This is a genomic window from Rhizocola hellebori (assembly GCF_016862955.1).
Classification (GTDB): Bacteria; Actinomycetota; Actinomycetes; order Mycobacteriales; family Micromonosporaceae; genus Rhizocola; species Rhizocola hellebori.
The window spans coordinates 86,402-102,693 of the sequence record NZ_BONY01000027.1; the positions used below are offsets into that span (position 1 = coordinate 86,402).

Annotated in this window: 14 protein-coding genes; 4 read left to right on the plus strand and 10 right to left on the minus strand. The window is 68.8% G+C overall.

Annotation, left to right across the window (positions count from 1 at the left end; translation table 11 throughout):
* Nucleotides 1-22 precede the first annotated feature (22 nt).
* The 5 genes from Rhe02_RS22535 to Rhe02_RS22555 all read right to left on the minus strand — a co-directional run bounded on the left by Rhe02_RS22535 (nucleotide 23) and on the right by Rhe02_RS22555 (nucleotide 8,329).
* The gene (locus Rhe02_RS22535; protein WP_203910295.1) at nucleotides 23-964 is read right to left on the minus strand and encodes a TAXI family TRAP transporter solute-binding subunit; all 942 of its coding nucleotides are present in this window, start codon (nucleotides 962-964) and stop codon (nucleotides 23-25) included.
* Nucleotides 961-2,343, minus strand: coding sequence for a sensor histidine kinase (locus Rhe02_RS22540; protein WP_203910296.1), 1,383 nt, complete (start codon nucleotides 2,341-2,343; stop codon nucleotides 961-963). The genes Rhe02_RS22535 and Rhe02_RS22540 overlap by 4 nt, the downstream gene beginning before the upstream one ends.
* A gap of 1 nt (nucleotide 2,344) precedes the next feature.
* Nucleotides 2,345-2,998, minus strand: coding sequence for a response regulator transcription factor (locus Rhe02_RS22545; protein WP_203910297.1), 654 nt, complete (start codon nucleotides 2,996-2,998; stop codon nucleotides 2,345-2,347).
* A 78-nt stretch (nucleotides 2,999-3,076) separates the two neighbouring features.
* On the minus strand, nucleotides 3,077-4,978 hold the full coding sequence (locus Rhe02_RS22550; RefSeq protein ID WP_203910298.1) for a carbohydrate-binding protein: 1,902 nt from the start codon (nucleotides 4,976-4,978) through the stop codon (nucleotides 3,077-3,079).
* Between the two features lie 9 nt (nucleotides 4,979-4,987).
* Nucleotides 4,988-8,329, minus strand: coding sequence for a S8 family serine peptidase (locus tag Rhe02_RS22555; protein ID WP_203910299.1), 3,342 nt, complete (start codon nucleotides 8,327-8,329; stop codon nucleotides 4,988-4,990).
* 162 nt (nucleotides 8,330-8,491) lie between these two features.
* Between Rhe02_RS22555 and Rhe02_RS22560 the strand changes: the two genes are divergently transcribed.
* Nucleotides 8,492-9,442, plus strand: a complete 951-nt coding sequence (locus tag Rhe02_RS22560) for a zinc metalloprotease (RefSeq protein WP_203910300.1) — start codon at nucleotides 8,492-8,494, stop codon at nucleotides 9,440-9,442.
* A gap of 53 nt (nucleotides 9,443-9,495) precedes the next feature.
* Here the strand turns inward: Rhe02_RS22560 and Rhe02_RS22565 are convergent, their stop codons facing one another.
* Complete coding sequence (locus Rhe02_RS22565; RefSeq protein ID WP_203910301.1) at nucleotides 9,496-9,879, minus strand: VOC family protein; 384 nt, start codon at nucleotides 9,877-9,879, stop codon at nucleotides 9,496-9,498.
* A 118-nt stretch (nucleotides 9,880-9,997) separates the two neighbouring features.
* Between Rhe02_RS22565 and Rhe02_RS22570 the strand changes: the two genes are divergently transcribed.
* Nucleotides 9,998-10,957, plus strand: a complete 960-nt coding sequence (locus tag Rhe02_RS22570; protein WP_203910302.1) for an ADP-ribosylglycohydrolase family protein — start codon at nucleotides 9,998-10,000, stop codon at nucleotides 10,955-10,957.
* Here Rhe02_RS22570 and Rhe02_RS22575 read toward each other — a convergent pair.
* Nucleotides 10,938-11,684 (minus strand): alpha/beta hydrolase, encoded by a 747-nt coding sequence (locus Rhe02_RS22575; RefSeq protein ID WP_239123988.1) that lies wholly within the window; start codon nucleotides 11,682-11,684, stop codon nucleotides 10,938-10,940. The genes Rhe02_RS22570 and Rhe02_RS22575 overlap by 20 nt on opposite strands.
* A 45-nt stretch (nucleotides 11,685-11,729) precedes the next feature.
* On the opposite strand from Rhe02_RS22575, the gene Rhe02_RS22580 reads away from it, so the two are divergent.
* Nucleotides 11,730-12,593, plus strand: coding sequence for a TIGR03619 family F420-dependent LLM class oxidoreductase (locus Rhe02_RS22580; protein WP_203910303.1), 864 nt, complete (start codon nucleotides 11,730-11,732; stop codon nucleotides 12,591-12,593).
* Here Rhe02_RS22580 and Rhe02_RS22585 read toward each other — a convergent pair.
* Entirely contained in the window at nucleotides 12,571-13,338 is a 768-nt protein-coding gene (locus tag Rhe02_RS22585; protein WP_203910304.1) for an alpha/beta fold hydrolase, read from the minus strand. The genes Rhe02_RS22580 and Rhe02_RS22585 overlap by 23 nt on opposite strands.
* Before the next feature lie 132 nt (nucleotides 13,339-13,470).
* Here Rhe02_RS22585 and Rhe02_RS22590 point away from each other — a divergent pair, with 132 nt between their 5' ends.
* Nucleotides 13,471-14,346: an alpha/beta hydrolase family protein gene (locus Rhe02_RS22590; protein ID WP_203910305.1), complete on the plus strand. Its 876-nt coding sequence runs from the start codon at nucleotides 13,471-13,473 to the stop codon at nucleotides 14,344-14,346.
* Nucleotides 14,347-14,381: 35 nt separating this feature from the next.
* Here the strand turns inward: Rhe02_RS22590 and Rhe02_RS22595 are convergent, their stop codons facing one another.
* Nucleotides 14,382-16,001, minus strand: a complete 1,620-nt coding sequence (locus tag Rhe02_RS22595; protein WP_203910306.1) for a sodium:solute symporter family protein — start codon at nucleotides 15,999-16,001, stop codon at nucleotides 14,382-14,384.
* Complete coding sequence (locus Rhe02_RS22600) at nucleotides 15,998-16,180, minus strand: DUF3311 domain-containing protein (protein ID WP_203910307.1); 183 nt, start codon at nucleotides 16,178-16,180, stop codon at nucleotides 15,998-16,000. The genes Rhe02_RS22595 and Rhe02_RS22600 overlap by 4 nt, the downstream gene beginning before the upstream one ends.
* Between the last annotated feature and the right edge of the window lie 112 nt (nucleotides 16,181-16,292).

A 16,292-nucleotide genomic window follows, 5' to 3' on the forward strand; every position in this document is an offset into this window, starting at 1 on the left:
GGGCACAATACCTTCCCCCGCCCTAAACCAGGGGTTTGGCCTGGCGATAGTAGAGGGCCGCACCCGGATGCAGCGGGACCGAATAGGTGGCCAGAGCTGAACGCTGGTCGAGCCGCCCCGCCTCCGGATGGGCCTGCGCCAGGCGTTGTTTCGCGGCGAAAAGCAGCTCGGTGAACCGGTAGGCCGTGGTGTCCGGAATGTCGTCGCGCACCACAATCACGTTGGGAATCCCGATCGTCTCCACCTCGGTCTTGAGCTGATAGATGCCCGGCTGGATCGACCGTGAAAGATATGTCCAGCCGTAGATGCCCTGCATCTTGATCAGCTCGGCGGGCACCGGCAGCACCCGGATCGGCAGCTGTTGCGCGAGCTTGGCAATCTCCGGCGTCGGCACCCCGCCAAGGCTGAAAAAGGCGTCGATCCGCCCGGCCGCCAGCGCCTGCGAAGCCTCCACAATGGACAGCTCCAGGTGCGGCATGCCGAATAGCCGCGCCGCCTCCAACACCCGGCTCGAGACTATCTGGGTACCAGAGTCGCCCAGCCCGGTCGAGATGACCTTCCCCAACAGGTCGCTCACCGCGAGGATGGCACTGTCCGCGCGCACGACGATGTGCAGATAGTCCTCGTAAAGCCCGCCCAAGGCGTTGACCGGCTGGCCGGCGTCGAAGGGATAATCTCCCAGCCGCGCCAGCACACAGGTGTCCACGGTGGCAAAGCCCAGGTCGGCCTCGCCCTCCCCGACATAGCGCAGATTGTCCACCGACTCGGTGGTGGTCAGCACGTGGGTGGGCATCCCCCACTCGTCCTGCGCCGCCTTCGCCAGCGCCTTTCCCAGCGTGTAGTAGACGCTGCCCTCCGGTCCGGCCGCGATGGTGAGGTGCTCGATATCGGGCGGATCGAGCCTGCTGCACGCACTGCCGGTGGTGGCCAGCAACGCGAGCGCCAAAGCGGTGCGGCGCTTCATGGCTGCGCGCCGAACGCGGGCAAGGTGATCTGCGCGTGCAGCCCGCTGGGCTTGGCCTCGGCGAGCTGGAACCGGCCGCCACACGCGGTGATCAGGGCCTCCGCGATGGTGATTCCCAAACCCGACCCCTCGATGTTCTGCGAAGCGGCCCGCCGCCAGAACGGGCTGGCCGCCCGGGCCAGGTCGGCCGCGGGCATGCCCGGACCGTTGTCCACCACGTGCACCTGCACCCAGTCGCGTTGCGAGCCGTCCACCATCAGCCGCACCTGCGCCCCCGGGCCGCAGAACTTGATGGCGTTGCTGATGAGCGCGTCGAGCGACTGATCCAGCGCCTGGTCCGCGGCACGCACCACCGCCCGCGTCTCGCCCGAGCGGATCAGCGTTATCCCCGCCTTCTCCGCGGCCGGACGCCACACCGCTATCCGGGCCTGCACCACCGACGCGGCATCGACCTGCACTGTCCGGGCCCCGGTCACCTCGGCCAGGGCGTAGGTGAGCAACGCGTCGCACATCCCCGCCATGCGCTCGATCTCCTCGGCCACCATGCGGAAGTCGTCAACGCCGTCGGCGCGAACCGCCGGGCGCAGGTTTTCCACACACAGCCGCAGCGTGGCCAGCGGGGTGCGCAGCTGGTGACTGGCATAGGAGGCGAAGGTGCGCTGCCGCTGCAGCAACGTGGTGACCCGGCTGGCCATCGACGTGAACGAGCGGCTCAGCCGGCGCAGCTCGGGCGGGCCGGAGCCGGCCAGGTCGGCCTGGCTGAAACGCCCTTCCGCCAACGCATGTGCCGCCTCGTCAAGCTCCTGCACCGGGCGCAGCATCCACCGCGACAGCGGCATGGTGGCGAAGGCACCCAGGCACAGGGCGGCCAGACTGAGCATGGCCAGCAGCAAGACGTTCTGCAGGATGGCCTGCCGAAGCGCGCCGGTGGGCGAAACCGTAAGCGCCACACCGATTGTCTCTCCGCCCCGGCCTATCGGCGCGACCACCACCAGCGCGCTGATCTCCCACGGCCACGGCACCTCGGCGTAACTGGTGTGCTGCCCGTTCAGCCCCACCCTGATGGCGTCGCGCACCTGCACGTCGCCCGGGTCGAAGGAGGCCCGCGAGGTCAGCACCAGCGCGCCGTCGCGGCCGACGATCGCCGCCGCGATGTTGAACATCTCGTCGTAGAGCGCCATCTCTGTGCGCAGCGCGTCGACCTGACCTGTCCCCATGGCCGGCTCGGCCAGGGAAGCGAAGCGGGTGGTGTCGGCGAGCCGGTCGATGAACATTTCCTGGGTCTGCCCAGCGGCCAGCGAATAGCCCAGCGGCACGCTCAGCCCTACCAGCACCACGATGAGCAGCCCCACGTAGGTCGCGATCAGTCTGCGACGCACGTCAACCGCCCGCCACTATCCTGTACCCGACCCCGCGGATGGTCTGAATCTCCGCTCCCGCACCGATCTTCGAGCGCAGCGCCGTCATGTGCGCGTCGAGCGTGCGCGACGTGCCCTGCCAGGAGGTGTGCCACACCTCGGCGAAAAGCCTGTCCCGGCGCACCGCCACCTCCGGCTCGGCGGCGAGGATGGCCAGCAGCTGAAACTCCTTGCGGGTCAAGGTGATCGGCTCCGAGCCGAGGTGAACGCTGTGCCGGTCGAGGTCGACCCGCAGCTTGCCGACCACCCGCAGCCCGCTGGGGCGGGAGCGGGCCCGCCGGAGCACGGCTTCCATCCTGGCCTGTAGCTCGGCGAAGCCGAACGGTTTAACCACATAATCGTCGGCGCCGCAGCGCAACCCGGTCACGGTGTCGCGCTCCTGCCCCCGCGCGGTAAGGATGATCACCCCGACGTCGCTCTGCTCACGGATGCTGCGGCACAGGTCCATCCCATCGCCGTCGGGCAACCCCAGGTCGAGCAGGACCAGATCGCACGCCGAAGCGGCCAGCGCGGCCGCGACCGTGGGTGCGTGTTCCACCTCGTACCCGGCCCGCCGCAACGCCACGGTCAGCGCGGTCGCGAACCTGTGGTCATCTTCGACAAGCAGTATCCGCATCCGCCTATACTTCTACTCCCGCGCGGCCCGCGCGATCCCGCGCTGCCACAAATGTTGGTAAAGAAATTTCCGCCCAGCTCACAGCCGCTGGAACGAGAACGAGTTCAAGAACCAGCCCCTCTTGCCCGGCGGCGCGGAGAGGGTGAGCAGATGGGTCCCGGCCGGCAACACGAGGTCCTCTTTGGACTGGAACGCCCGCCAGCCGCCATCGCTGTTCACCGGGGTCTCGACGAACCGATCGAGGATGGTCAGATCGATCACCGCGTTGTCGATCACGTCCAGGGTGCCCGCCTGGTACGACAACCGGTAAGTGCCCGCGCTGGCGACCTCCACCAGATAGCTCAGCGGCCCGCCCAGGTGGCCGTAGCCCACGTCGTCGGTGACCACGAAGCCGTCGCCGGCCGCCTGGTCGTAGCCGCACCCGATCAGGCGCGGAAAGTCGCTGCACGCCCCCGCGTAGTTCAGCGAATCGACCTCGGTCACCCCGGCCGCGCCCTTCCTGCGCTCCGTGCCGGTGGTCAGGCTCCGCTCAGCCTGGACGGTGACCACCTGCCCCGGCGTGCTCGGCAGCCGAACCGGCTTGGGGGCAAACAGATCGGCGAGATCTATCGAGATCAGCCACTGGTCAAGCGAGCCGGGCGAGAGCCGGGGGCTGCTGTGGATCACCGGAAACCACAGCCGCAACCCGGAATCGATAGCGCCCACCTGATGCTCAAGAAAATCCCCGCGGGCGATCGGGAGCACCTTGCGCCCGATGTCCAGCGGATTGCCGGCCGTGAAGGTCATCTCAGGGCCGGCCCCCTGCACGCGAAAAGCCATCACCTGACCGTTTTCCAGGATGCTGACCACGGTGCCGGTCGCCGCGTCGGCGATCAGGCCACTGGACGTGCCAAGATCCTGGGCTTGCAACAGCTCGTAATCGGCCCGGCAGGGCCGCACGGTGTCCTGCTCCCCCTTCGACCGGCCGAAGGCGCAGGCCCCCGAGCTCGTCCTGCGGCCGGACGCGGTGCGGGCGTAAACGGCCAGCCGGCCGCTCTCGCGATCGTGCCTGGTGGTGGCCCAGAGATTGCCCGAGCCGTCATAGGTCACCCGGTCGAAACCGTAGGCACGGCCGGTGTCCCTGTGGAACAGCCCGGGAAGCAGCGGCGCGGACACCGCCGCCACCGAACCGTCGCGCTGGTCATACTTGAACTCCTGCAAGAGCTGCACGCTCTTGCGATCGGCGAGATCGCGCAGCCCCATCACAAACCGCTCGTCACCGGCCACGCCGGTGGGATCGACCCGGACCGTGCCCGGGGAAATGCTCATCTGCGCAAGGGGATATCTGTGCCGCGCCCTGATCTCGGGAAGGTAATGACCTGAGCTGTCCGGGCCACGGAGCTTCACCACGTTGACCGCCCGATCGGTGAGCAACAGGTCACCCGAGACGGGCAGCCGCTGAAGCCCTTGCAGCCCTTCCGTTCCCAGCTGGGCGCCGGTGAACGTGTTGCCCGGCAGGGCCCGCCAGACGCCACCGGTCTTGGTCAGCACCCCGAACACCGGCCACGGCCCGGCCGGAGAAACCGTGAACGCCACCGCTTCCGCGGAGAGCACCAGCAGATCGGTCACCGTCGGCTGGGCCTCGTGCGGCCCGGCCGACGTGGGCAGCCGGACGTCGGTGAAATCATTGGTATGCGGGTCGTAAACGCCGATCATCAGGGCCGTACAGGCCATCAGCACCGTGCCATCGGGGGCCACCACGGTGCGGCCCGGACGGGCGCCGGGCGGAAAGGACCACCCATTGACCGGCGCCAGCGCCTGCTCCTGCCCCGAGGGAAGCACCGCACCAAGCGCGCCAAAGGATCGGTAACGGCCATGCACCACGACCGTGGACTCGGGTCGGGACCAGCGCTGCTTGGCCGGTGGCGACGCCTCCGCCGAGATCATCGCCAGCACCATGACCGCCACCGTCGCGCCGCCGCCCCATCGCCGCACCGTCATGCCCAGAGGTTACCCGGGCGGGTCCACCACGAAAGCCCGCACTACGGTCTGCTCGGTCGCCGCGCCACTGGTGTCGGAAGCCTTGGTGCGCAAGGAGACAACTCCGGTCACCGCCGCCAGCTCCACCCGGAACCGGCCGGCCCCGGCCGGGCGCAGGCCCATCGTGTGCCAAGTCTTTCCGTCGTCTGTGGACAGCTGCAGCTGCACCCCGGCCAGCCTGCCGCCGGGATGGGTCACCTCCACGGTCATCGCCGACCCCGCCGGCACATGGTTGTTGGCATCCACCGGCGCGTGCACGGCCACCTCCACCAGCGCCGCCTCGGTCTGCTTTTCCGGTGGGGTGAAGAAGGTCCAGGACGTGTTCACCTCGGTGGACAGCCCGATCAGGCCCGGGCGCAAGACCAGCGAGCGGGTCAGCCGGTAGGCCGCCGGGCCAGGCGCTATCCGGTGCCCGCCCAGCGCATCCGGCCCTTGGGCTATCAGCACGTCGTTGCGGTACAGGGAGAAGGATCGCTCGGGGAAGACATAGCTGGCCAGCGAGCCCGCGTTGCCGGCGTCATCGGCCAGCTCGTCCATGCCCACGAACAGCCGGGTGCGGCTGAACGAGACCGCCGCCCTGGTCCGCAACGGTGCCCGGAGCCAATCCCGCTGCACGCTCTGAGCCCGCCGGTAGCCAGCCGGTGCCTGGCAGTAGCCGCCGATGCCCTCCTGCGCCACCAGCACATTGGCGCATTGGAACCATTCTGCCTTGGTACCAGGCGAAAGCCACTCAACCCGCTGAGCTGGGGCCGCCGGTCCGGGTTGGAGGATCGCCACGCTCACCGGGGTCAGTGGCGTGTGCACGAACCTGCCCTCCACGTACTCGGCCGGGGAATCCGGCACCCGGTAGGTGGTCTGCACCTGCGCCAGCGAGCGCGGATCGACCACGTAGTCCAGCGATGCCGGGAACACCCGATCGGCGAACTGCAGATCGTAGGTCGGCCCGCCGCCCACGGTGTCCAGCCGCCACTTGCTGCTCAGCTCCAGATCGCCATGCCTGGCCGGAGTGGTCGGCTCGATGAACAGCTTGCCCTCGATCACGTCCTGCGCGCTGGTGGCGTAGGACAGCACCGAGCTGTTGCCCGCCCGGTCCTTCGCGGCCACAAACACCTGCACGTCAACGGGAACGGTCTGACGTCCGGCCACCGTCGCGGTCAGCGGCCGGGCCTGCCGTGCGTCGAGCACCACCTCGCCGTCGGCGGCCACGGTCACCTCCGCCTTCGTGGCGATGGAGATCGAGGTGACCACCGGAACGTCGCCGCCGGGATCGGGCTCCCCCTCCTCGATGGTGGGAATCGCGGCGGTCACCGTGTAGACGCCCGGCCGCAACCGCACCGTCCCCTCTCCCCCGGTCAGCAGCACCGGGTCGGGCGGCGACTTCGTGGCATCCTGCAGGTTCACCAGCCAGGCGAGCGTCTCGATCTGTTCGGAGGCGCCGAGCCGGTCCACCGCGCGGATCTTCAGGTGATGGTGCACCTCTTCCCTGACCACCCCGAGCGGGATCCTTACCTTGCGCCCGGCCACCAGTGCCCCGGACACCGGACCGAACCCGCCCACGTCGACGGCGGCGGTCACGGTGACAGCGGCCTGACCGCCCGCGGGCAGGCTCACCCTCGAAGGGGTGACGCTGAAGTTGACCCCTTGCGTGGCAAGGTCGAGCGTGACCGGGCGGCTGCCCTTATTGGCCAGGCTCACCTGAGCGCTGACCGGGGGAAGCCCCGCCTGCGGGTAGGCCGCGAAACCGAAAGCGGCCGAGGGCTGCGTGGCGATGACCGTCTGCGGCAGCGCGGCCGCCAGGTCCACCCGCCCCGCCCCGGCCTCGAACGCCCCGCCCACCGCGGTGGCGCTGCCCATCAGCAGGGCCTTGAGGTCGCTACCGGTCCACTGTGGATGAAGCTGGGCCATCAGCGCGGCGGCACCGGCCGCCTGCGGCGCGGCCATCGAGGTGCCACTGAGCCGGGTGTAACGCTCGCCCACCGGGTCACCCAGCTCTGTCCCGGCCGCGCGGGCGGCGATGATGTCCACGCCGGGCGCGACCAGATCCGGTTTCATGCCATAGTCACCCGGCCGCGGCCCGCGGCTGGAGAAATCGGCCAGCCGGTCGCGCAAGTCCACCGCCCCCACGGTCAGCGCTGCCGGCGCCGCCCCCGGCGACCCGACGCTCCCGCCCGCCGGGCCCCGGTTTCCCGCGCTGGCGACGAAGAGGGTGCCGTGAGCCTGGGTCAGCGACTGCACGGCGAGGCTGAGCGGGTCGTTGCCGGCACTGGGAAAGTCGCTGCCAAGGCTCATGTTGACGATCCGGGCACGGGCCGCCGCCCACTCCATCCCGGCGATGATGTCGGAGAAGCTGCCCGCCCCGTCATCGTCAAGCACCTTGCCCACCAACAACGTCGACCCAAACGCCACCCCCCGCCGCGCCCCCCGCCTGTCCACGCCGCCCCCTGCCACGCCGCCCCCTGCGGCGTCACCCTCTGCGCCGCCCCCTGCGGCGTCACCCTCTGCGCCGCCTGATGCGGCACTGCCTGAGGCGGCGCTGCCTGAGGCCGCGCCGGAGCCGGCGAGGAGGGAGGCGACGTGGGTGCCGTGGCCGTTGCGGTCGACCGCGTCCGGGCCGGAGGTGAAGTTCTGCGCCAGCGCCACTCGCCCGGCGAGGTCGGGATGCGTGGCGTCGACGCCGGTGTCGAGCACCGCGACGGTCACGCCCGCGCCGCTGAGCCCGGCCGCCCACGCGGCCGGCGCGCCTATCTGGTCAAGGTTGGTGTCCCACTTGGGTTTCGGATTCTGAAGATGATCAGCGTGAACGCGAGAGTCAAGCCATATTCGCTCCACACCTGAGCGCGCCACCGCGGCTTCACCCGTTAGCGCCATCGCTTCGCCCGCGGAAAGCCCCACCGCCACCGCGTTGATGCTCGGCAACTGCTTACCTGATCTCCACCGTGTCCCGGCCGGTCCTTGCACGATTAGCGGAATAGAGTCCTGTGTAGACACTTCGGCCAGCGCCATAACGTCGAAGAGCCGCGGATCGAGCACGCCCGGAACCAGACGCGCCACATCACCGGGAACGACTCGGACCGAGCCGTTAACCATCGTGGTGTGAAAGGTGGTCACCCTCCCCGGTTTGCGGGCCGGGACCACACTCACCCGCGGTGTCGCATCCGCGGCCCGGGTCACGGTGACCCGGTCGCCGGTAACCAGGGTGACCGTGACCGTGGCACGGCCATCGGAGTCGGCAGGCGTGCCCCGGGCCGGCTCCGGCGGAAGGGAAGCCAGCAGGGGTGCAAGCAGAGCGAGGGTGAGCGCGAGTCGTTTCATGGCAACCTCTCCGGCCGCGTGAATCCCACTCAGGATAGGCCAGCGCCCGGCATCACTCATCGCCAATCAAGTCATTTATCCAAAGATATGGTTTCGACACCCCTCGATCGCCACTTAGCGTAATCGCCAATTCGCACAAGCGTGACGAGAAAGGTGGATCAGATGGATCTGAGGCGTTCCCTCAGCACAGTCGCGGTTTCCGCACTCGCGATCGCGTCCGTGGTCACGGGCACCGCTCCGGCCGGGGCGCAGGCCCAACGGACGCAGTCCTGCGTGGACCACGCCGCGCCGGCCAAGGTCCGGGCCGGCTATCCCACCGCCCACGACCCCAACCACCTCAGCCCGGCCCAGGTCGCGCAGATCGAACAACAGACCGCACAGCTCCTGCGTCAGCTGGGTCATCCCAACGGCATGAGCGCACAGCTGCTCATCACCGTCCCGGTCGCGGTGCACGTGATCCGGCGCGGGGCCGGGCGCGCCAACGGCGACATCCCGGACTCGATGATCCAGAACCAGATCAGCGTGCTCAACCAGTCTTTCGGCACCGGCACCGGTGGCGCCGAGACGGGCTTCCGCTTCGCGTTGCAGTCGATTTCCCGTACCACCAACGCATCCTGGTATACCGCGACGCCCGGCTCCGCGGCCGAGTCGCAGATGAAGAACGCGCTGAGGGTCGGCGGGGCCGGCGTCCTGAACCTCTACACCGCCAACATCGGGCAGGGCCTGCTGGGGTGGGCCACCTTCCCGTCCAGCTACGCGGCCAGCCCCAAGATGGACGGCGTGGTCGTGCTCACCGAGTCCCTGCCCGGCGGGACGGCGGTGCCCTATCACCTCGGTGACACCGCCACTCACGAGACCGGGCACTGGCTCGGGCTTTACCACACGTTCCAGGGTGGCTGCAGCACGGTAGCCGGGGATTACGTCGCCGACACCCCGGCCGAAAGCTCGCCCGCCTTCGGCTGCCCGCTCGGCCGGGACACCTGCAGCGCGCCGGGGCAGGACCCGATCCGCAACTTCATGGATTACACCGATGACGCGTGCATGTACGCCTTCACGCTCGGTCAGTCCACCCGCATGCTCACCTCGTGGACCGCTTACCGAGCACTGGTTTGAAAGACGTGCGACCCGGCCGGAACACCCGCAAGGGCGCCGGCCGGGTCAAGCGTTCACATCGGCATGGGTTCCGAGATGGCGATCAGGTTTCCTTCCGAGTCCTTGAAGAAGGCGGACCTGATCGGCCCCGAAGTCACGATGCCGTTCTCGGTCTTCATGCCGGGCAGGTCGTATTCCTCGAAGACCACGCCATGGCCCTTCATGTCGGCAACCTGAGCGTCGAGGTCGTCGACCTCAAAGACAGCCTGGGTGTGATCGCCGCTGGCCCGGCCCGAGGACGGGAAGAGCAGAATTTTGGTGTTCTCGTTGCATTCGTAAATCAGGCCTTCTTCCGTTTCGCTAACCGGTTTGAGGCCGAGGTTCTGCGTGTAGAAGTCCTTGGCTCGCGCCAGGTCAGAGGCGGGCAAGGTGCCTAACACGCGCCCAGTGACAGCCATGACGATTCCCCTCCCAGAAGACAACCGTCTTTGATCGTAGTCCGATATGCCCGTTATAGGAACCCGGTCCCCTGCCCGGGGAGTTGCTGACGTTGCGCATGTGTCTGACGATGCAGGGATGAACACTGATCGGTTGGCCGGCGCACTGCTCGGTGTGCACGCCGGAGACGCCCTTGGCGCGACCGTCGAGTTTTCGCCCTGGTCGGCCATACGCGCGAGTTATCCCGATGGCCCTCGCGAGATCGTGGGCGGCGGCGCGTTCGGCTGGCCGCCCGGTCACGCCACCGACGACACCGACCTGACCCGGGCGGTCTTGCTCGCCTATCTGGAGTCCGGCGACGAAGACGTCGTGCGGTCCTCGGCGCGCCACATGCTCGACTGGCTCGAGGGCCGCTGGCCCGGCCGGGCGCAGGGCTCCAACCCCCGTGACGTGGGCCGGGCGACGCTGACCGGCCTGCGGCGCTTCGCCGCCAGCGGCGATCCGTATACCAGCGGCTGCGGGCAGGGCCAGGCGGGCAACGGCTCGCTGATGCGCTGCATCCCCACCGCGCTGGCCGTGCCCGACCGGGAGCGGCGCATCAGCGAGTCGATGCAGATCTCCGGGATCACCCACAGCGACACCCGGTGCACGGTGGCCTGTGCCGCGTACAACGAGATGGCCGCCGCGCTGCTGGAGGGCCAGCCGCCCGCCGAGGCAGTCGCGATTGGACAGACGACCGCGCAAGAGCTTGGCAGCAAACCGGTTGCCGACGCCATCGGCTACGGAAGCCAGCTCAAGCCGGCCATGCTCGTGCTGACCGGGCAGACCTTCCTCGAAGATGACGCGGCCGGGTACGTGCTGGACTCGCTGAGCCTTGCCGTGGCTGCGGTCCTCGACGAACGCCCGTTTCCCGACGTCGTCGTGGACATCGTGCGCCTGGGCAATGACGCCGATACCAACGGCGCCATAGCCGGAGGCCTGCTCGGCGCGCGCGACGGCGCCGCCGCCATCCCGCCGCGGTGGGTTTCCCTGCTTCAGTTCGAGGAGGAGTTCCACGCCGCCGCCACGGTGCTGGCGGTCAGGCGCTCAGCCGCCTGATGAATTCGGCGCTGCCGTCGAAGATGCGCGGCGCGTCGTGGTCGAGCGTGGCCACGTGGAAGCTGTCCTGCAGCACGACCTCGGTCACGTCCGCCGACTTCACCGTCGACAGCACGATCTCGCTGTTGACCGGCTCCACCACGTGGTCGTTGGCCGAGCGGAACAGCAGCAGCGGCTGGGTGACCCGGTGCAGATCGCTGCGCACCACCGAGTGGAAGGCGCGCAGCGAGGCGGCGGCCCGCACCGGCGTGCGGTCGTAGGCGCCCTCGAAGGTGTCCGGCTTGGCGATGTCGTTGCCGATCGCCTTGGCCGACGGCAGCACGTGGGCCAACAGCGGCAGCAGCTTGGCGTCCCAGCGCACCAGGATCACCGACGGGTTCACCACCACGACCCCGGCCACCTCGTCGCCACGCTCCTCCGCCAGACGCAACGCCAGCCCGCCGCCCATCGACAGCCCGCAGACGAAGACCTTCCCGCACCGCTCACGCAGCCGGGTGAAGGCGTCGTCGATCGTGGAGTACCAGTCGTGCCAGCTGGTGCGGTTGGCGTCGCGCCAATGCGTGCCGTGGCCCGGAAGCAGCGGCAGGCTGACCGACCAGCCCTGCCCGGCGAGGTATTGCGCCCACGGCCGCATGCTGTGCGGGGAGCCGGTGAAGCCATGGCAGACCAGCACGCCTATTTCAGCGGAGCCCTCGTGGGCGAAAGGCGAGGTGTCGATAGAGGTCATGAGCGCAGGTTACTGGTCGGTTAAACACGGCGTAAGGTCTGCGGCATGCTCATCGGTTTCGGCGCGCCCAATTCTGGCTCCTGGGCCACTCCCGCGATCATGACCCGCGTCGCCCAGCGGGCCGAAGAACTCGGATACCACTCACTTTGGACCTTCCAGCGGCTGCTGTCCGGCCCCGACTGGCTCCCGCAGTACCGCAGCGTGCAAGACCCACTGGTGACCCTCGCCTTCCTCGCCGCCCAGACCAGCCGGATCGGGCTGGGCGTGGCCGTGCTCAACATGCCCTTCGCCTCCCCGGTGCTCACCGCCAAGCAGCTCACCAGCCTGGACATCGTCTCCGGCGGCCGGCTGACCATTGGCCTGGGCAACGGCTGGTCCGATGAGGAGTTTCAGGCCGTGGGCGCCAGCAAGGAGGGCCTCGGCAAGCGCGCCGAGGAATACCTCCTGTTGCTGCGCAAGCTTTTCCGCGACGAGTTCATCGAGCACGAGGGCCGCTTCTACTCGGTGCCACGAAGCACCTTCGAACCCAAGCCCGGCTCGCCGCCGATCCTGCTCGGCGGCTCAGCTCCCAGCGCGCTGCGCCGGGCCGGTCGGCTCGCCGACGGCTGGGTTTCCAGCAGCAGAACCGATCTGGCCGCGATCGCGGAGGCCATCGGCATCATCAAGCTCGCCGCCGAAGGTGCCGGCCGCGACCCGGGGCAGCTGCGCTTCGTGACGCGCAAGCCCATGGTCTCCTCGTTCGGGCAGACCCGGGAGGATCTGGCGCAGTTGCAGGAGGCCGGGGTGACCGAGGTGTTCCTCGATCTCAACTTCAACCCGGAGGTCGGCTCGCCCGACGCCGACCCGGCCAGCTCGCTGGAGCTGGCCGAGCAGGTGCTGGAGGAGTTCAGCCCGCGTCGACAAAGCTGACGATCGCCTCGGCGAAGTCGGGGTTGCGCACCACCGTCAGGTGATCCCCGGCGAGCACCCTCCACCGCGCGTCGCTGAGCGCGGCGGCCAGCACCTCGGGGCGGGTCGCCAGCGGATCGTCCTGCCCGGCGAGCACCAGCGCCGGGATGGTGATGCGCTCCAGCCCGATCGGCCGGTGGTGGGCGGCGGTGGCCTGCGCGGCCAGCGCCCGCCTGTCCGCGCCCGAGGCGTCGGCGAAAGCGCGGAAGGCCATCACCTGCAGATCGGTGATGGTCGCTGGGTCGTCGGCGAGCAGCCCGGAGATCAGCTCGTGGCCCGGCACCGCACCGCGGTCCACACCGCCGGTTTCGGCCGCGCTCGCCCCGATGCCCCCGGTCACCAGCCGCCGCACCCGGCTGTCGTTGGCGGCCACGATGAGCGCCACGATGCCTCCCATCGAGTACCCGACCACGTCCACCAGATCCACGGCGAGCAGATCGAGCAGGCGAGACACGTCGCCCGCCATCCGGTCCTCGCCATAGCTAGCCGCATCGTGGGGCTTCTGTGAGGCGCCGTGCCCACGGGCGTCCGGCACGATCACGTGGCGGCCCCTGTCCACGAGCGCGTCCACGATCCCGGGCCGCACCCAGTTGGCGGTGCCGTCGGTGCTGAAGCCGTGATGGAGCAACACGGGTGGCTGCGGGCCGGCCGGGCCGAACTCTTGATAGGCAAGCTCGACGCCGTCGGACGCGACGAAGGTCTTCATGCGCCTCAGTCTGGTGATCACGTGGGCAGTCCCGCATCGGCGAAATGACCGGTGATTTCGCCGATGCAGTTCTCACCCGCCCCTGCGAACAATGGCGATTGTCAATGCAAGCACGAGAGCACGGAGGCAAGAATGCACTCGTCAAGCAGGGTCAGAACCGCCGCGGTCGCCGCGTTGGCGCTGACATTCTCGCTGGTCAGCGCCGTTGTCGCTCCCACGGCGCAAGCAGCGGACAACCCGTTCGAGAGGGGGCCGGCGCCCACCACCGCAATCCTTGACGCGACGCGCGGTCCCTTCGCCACAGCACAGGTTTCCGTCCCGTCCTCTGTCGCCGGCTTCGGCGGCGGCATCATCTACTACCCCACAGACACCAGCCAGGGCACATTTGGTGCGATCGCCATGTCCCCCGGCTACACCGCGGCGTGGTCCAGCATCAGCTGGCTCGGGCCGCGTATCGCGTCGCACGGCTTCGTGGTCATCGGCATTGAGACCAACAGCCGCTTCGACCAACCGGCCAGCCGCGGCGCCCAGCTTCTCGCCGCGCTGGACTACCTGACCCAGAGCAGTTCGGTGCGCACCCGCGTCGACGCCAGCCGGCTCGCCGTCGGCGGGCACTCGATGGGCGGCGGCGGCACCCTGGAGGCCTCCTCCGACCGTCCGTCGCTTCAGGCCGCCGTCCCGCTGGCGCCCTGGAACACCGACAAGAGCTGGTCTGAGATCCGGGTTCCCACCCTGATCATCGGCGGGGAGTCCGACACGGTCGCCCCGGTCAGCTCGCACTCCGAACCGTTCTACAACAGCATCAGCCAGACGGAGAAGGCGTACCTCGAGCTGAACAACGCCAGCCACTTCTTCCCGCAGTCGGTCAACACCCTCACCGGCAGGATGGCAGTGGCCTGGCTCAAGCGCTTTGTGGACAACGACACCCGCTATGAGCAGTTCCTCTGCGCGGGCCCGACCGGCTCAAGCGTGCAGGAATACCGAGCCACTTGCCCGATGGTCTCGTAAAGCTCTGTCCGCAAGGTCAAGGACGGCGGGTGTGGTCACCCGCCGTCCTTGGCGTGTGCACCCACCTTGGCCCGGGGCAACCCGTCCACGAGGATGTCGAGGCGCTGCAGGCTCGGGCTGTCGCCGTCGGCGAGGTAGTCCTCGGGACGGGTGAGGTCACGCCCGGCCGGAACTCGCATCGCTTTGAAGGCCATGGTCGCCACGACCACCACCGCGACGTTGACGGCGAGCGCAATCAGTCCGATGTAGACCGACCCCAGGGCTCCCACCGGCCAGCTGGACCCGCCGAAGTGCGCCTTGACGATCCGCCCGTCCGCGGCCCGCTGTGGGACCTGGTAGAGCATGAGCATGCCCACGGCCAGCCCGCCGAGCAGTCCCCCGGCCAGGGCGAAGCGATGGAACCAGCTGGTCCACAACCCGGCCACCACCGCCGGCAGGGTCTGCAGGATGACAACGCCGCCGATCAGCTGCAGCTCAATGGAAAGCTGCTGATCGAAGGCGACTATGCAAGCGACGGCGCCGAATTTCATCAGCAGCGAGGTGTAGCGGCTCACCGTCGCCTCCTCCGCTTCCGAAGCGTTGCGGCGCAGGTATTCGCGGTAGATGGATCTGGTGAACAGGTTCGCTGCGGCGATGGACATCACCGCAGCGGGAATGAGCGCCGCCACACCTATTGCCGCATAAGCGATCCCGGCCGACCAGGCGGGCAGCGTGACATCGAACAGCTGCGGCATCACCGTGTTCAGGTCGCCGCCCACCGGCCGTACCCCCTGGCCGATGGCGAAGATCCCGAGCAGCGCCATGAATCCCAGCGCCAGGCAGTAGAGCGGCATCGCCGCCGCGTTGCGCTTGATGGTCGCCCGGTCCTTGGCGGCGAGGATCCCGGTGACCGCGTGCGGGTAGGCGAAGATGGCCAGCGCCGAGCCGATGATGAGGGTGAAGTAGCCCAGCCGGCCGTTGTCAGGCAACAGCAGGCCGCTGACCGGGGAGGCATCGAAGGCCAGCCGCCGATCGGCTCGCTCGAACGCCACCCGCCACCCGCCCGACCAGGCGACCACCATCGCCATCGAGAGCACGAGCCACACCAGCAACACGTCCTTGGCGATCGAAAGCAGCGCCGGGGCGCGAAGCCCGGACCGGAACGTGCACAGCGACACCGCCACCACCGCCACGAGCAGCGGCCACTCCCCAGGCACCCCAGCCGATTTCAGGATCGCCTGCAGCGCGATGAGCTGCACCGCGATATAGGGCATCGTGGCCGCGATCCCGGTGAGCGCGATGAGCGCGGCGAGGCCGCGTGAGCCGAACCGGGCACGGGCGAACTCGGCCGAGGTGACGAAGCCGTGCACGTGCGACACCGACCAGGCGCGCGTGCTGATCAGGTACATCATCGGCGTCGTAATGACCGCGAACGGAACGGCGAAGAACCCGATGGCGCCCACCCCATAGGTGGCAGCGGGCACCGCCACGAAGGTGTAGGCGGTGTACATGCTGCCGCCCAACAGGAACCAGGTGACCCAGTTGCCGAAGGCCCGGCCGCCCACCCCCCACTCCTCCAGCGAATGCGGGCGGGCCGGGCGACGCCAGCGGGCGGCGGCGAAGCCCAACCCGAGCATCGCCAGGGTGAGGGCGGCGAAGAACCATATGTCGGTCATCGCGGCCCTCGCTTCTCGAGCTGGAAAACAAGCGTGATGGTGACCATCGCGATGAGGGCGCAAGCCATCTGCGCCCAGTAGAAGAACGGCACGCCCCAAAGCCGGGGCTCCGTCCGGTTGTAGACGGTGACCAGAAGCGGCAGCACCAACGGGACGACTAAGAGCCAGCGCCATGACATGCGGGGAGTGTGAGCGTATCCACTACCCCCGGCGCATCGGCGAAATCGCCAGTCTTCGTGCACATACCACGGCAGTGTTGCAACAAAATTGCACATAATTGGCGCTGTCATT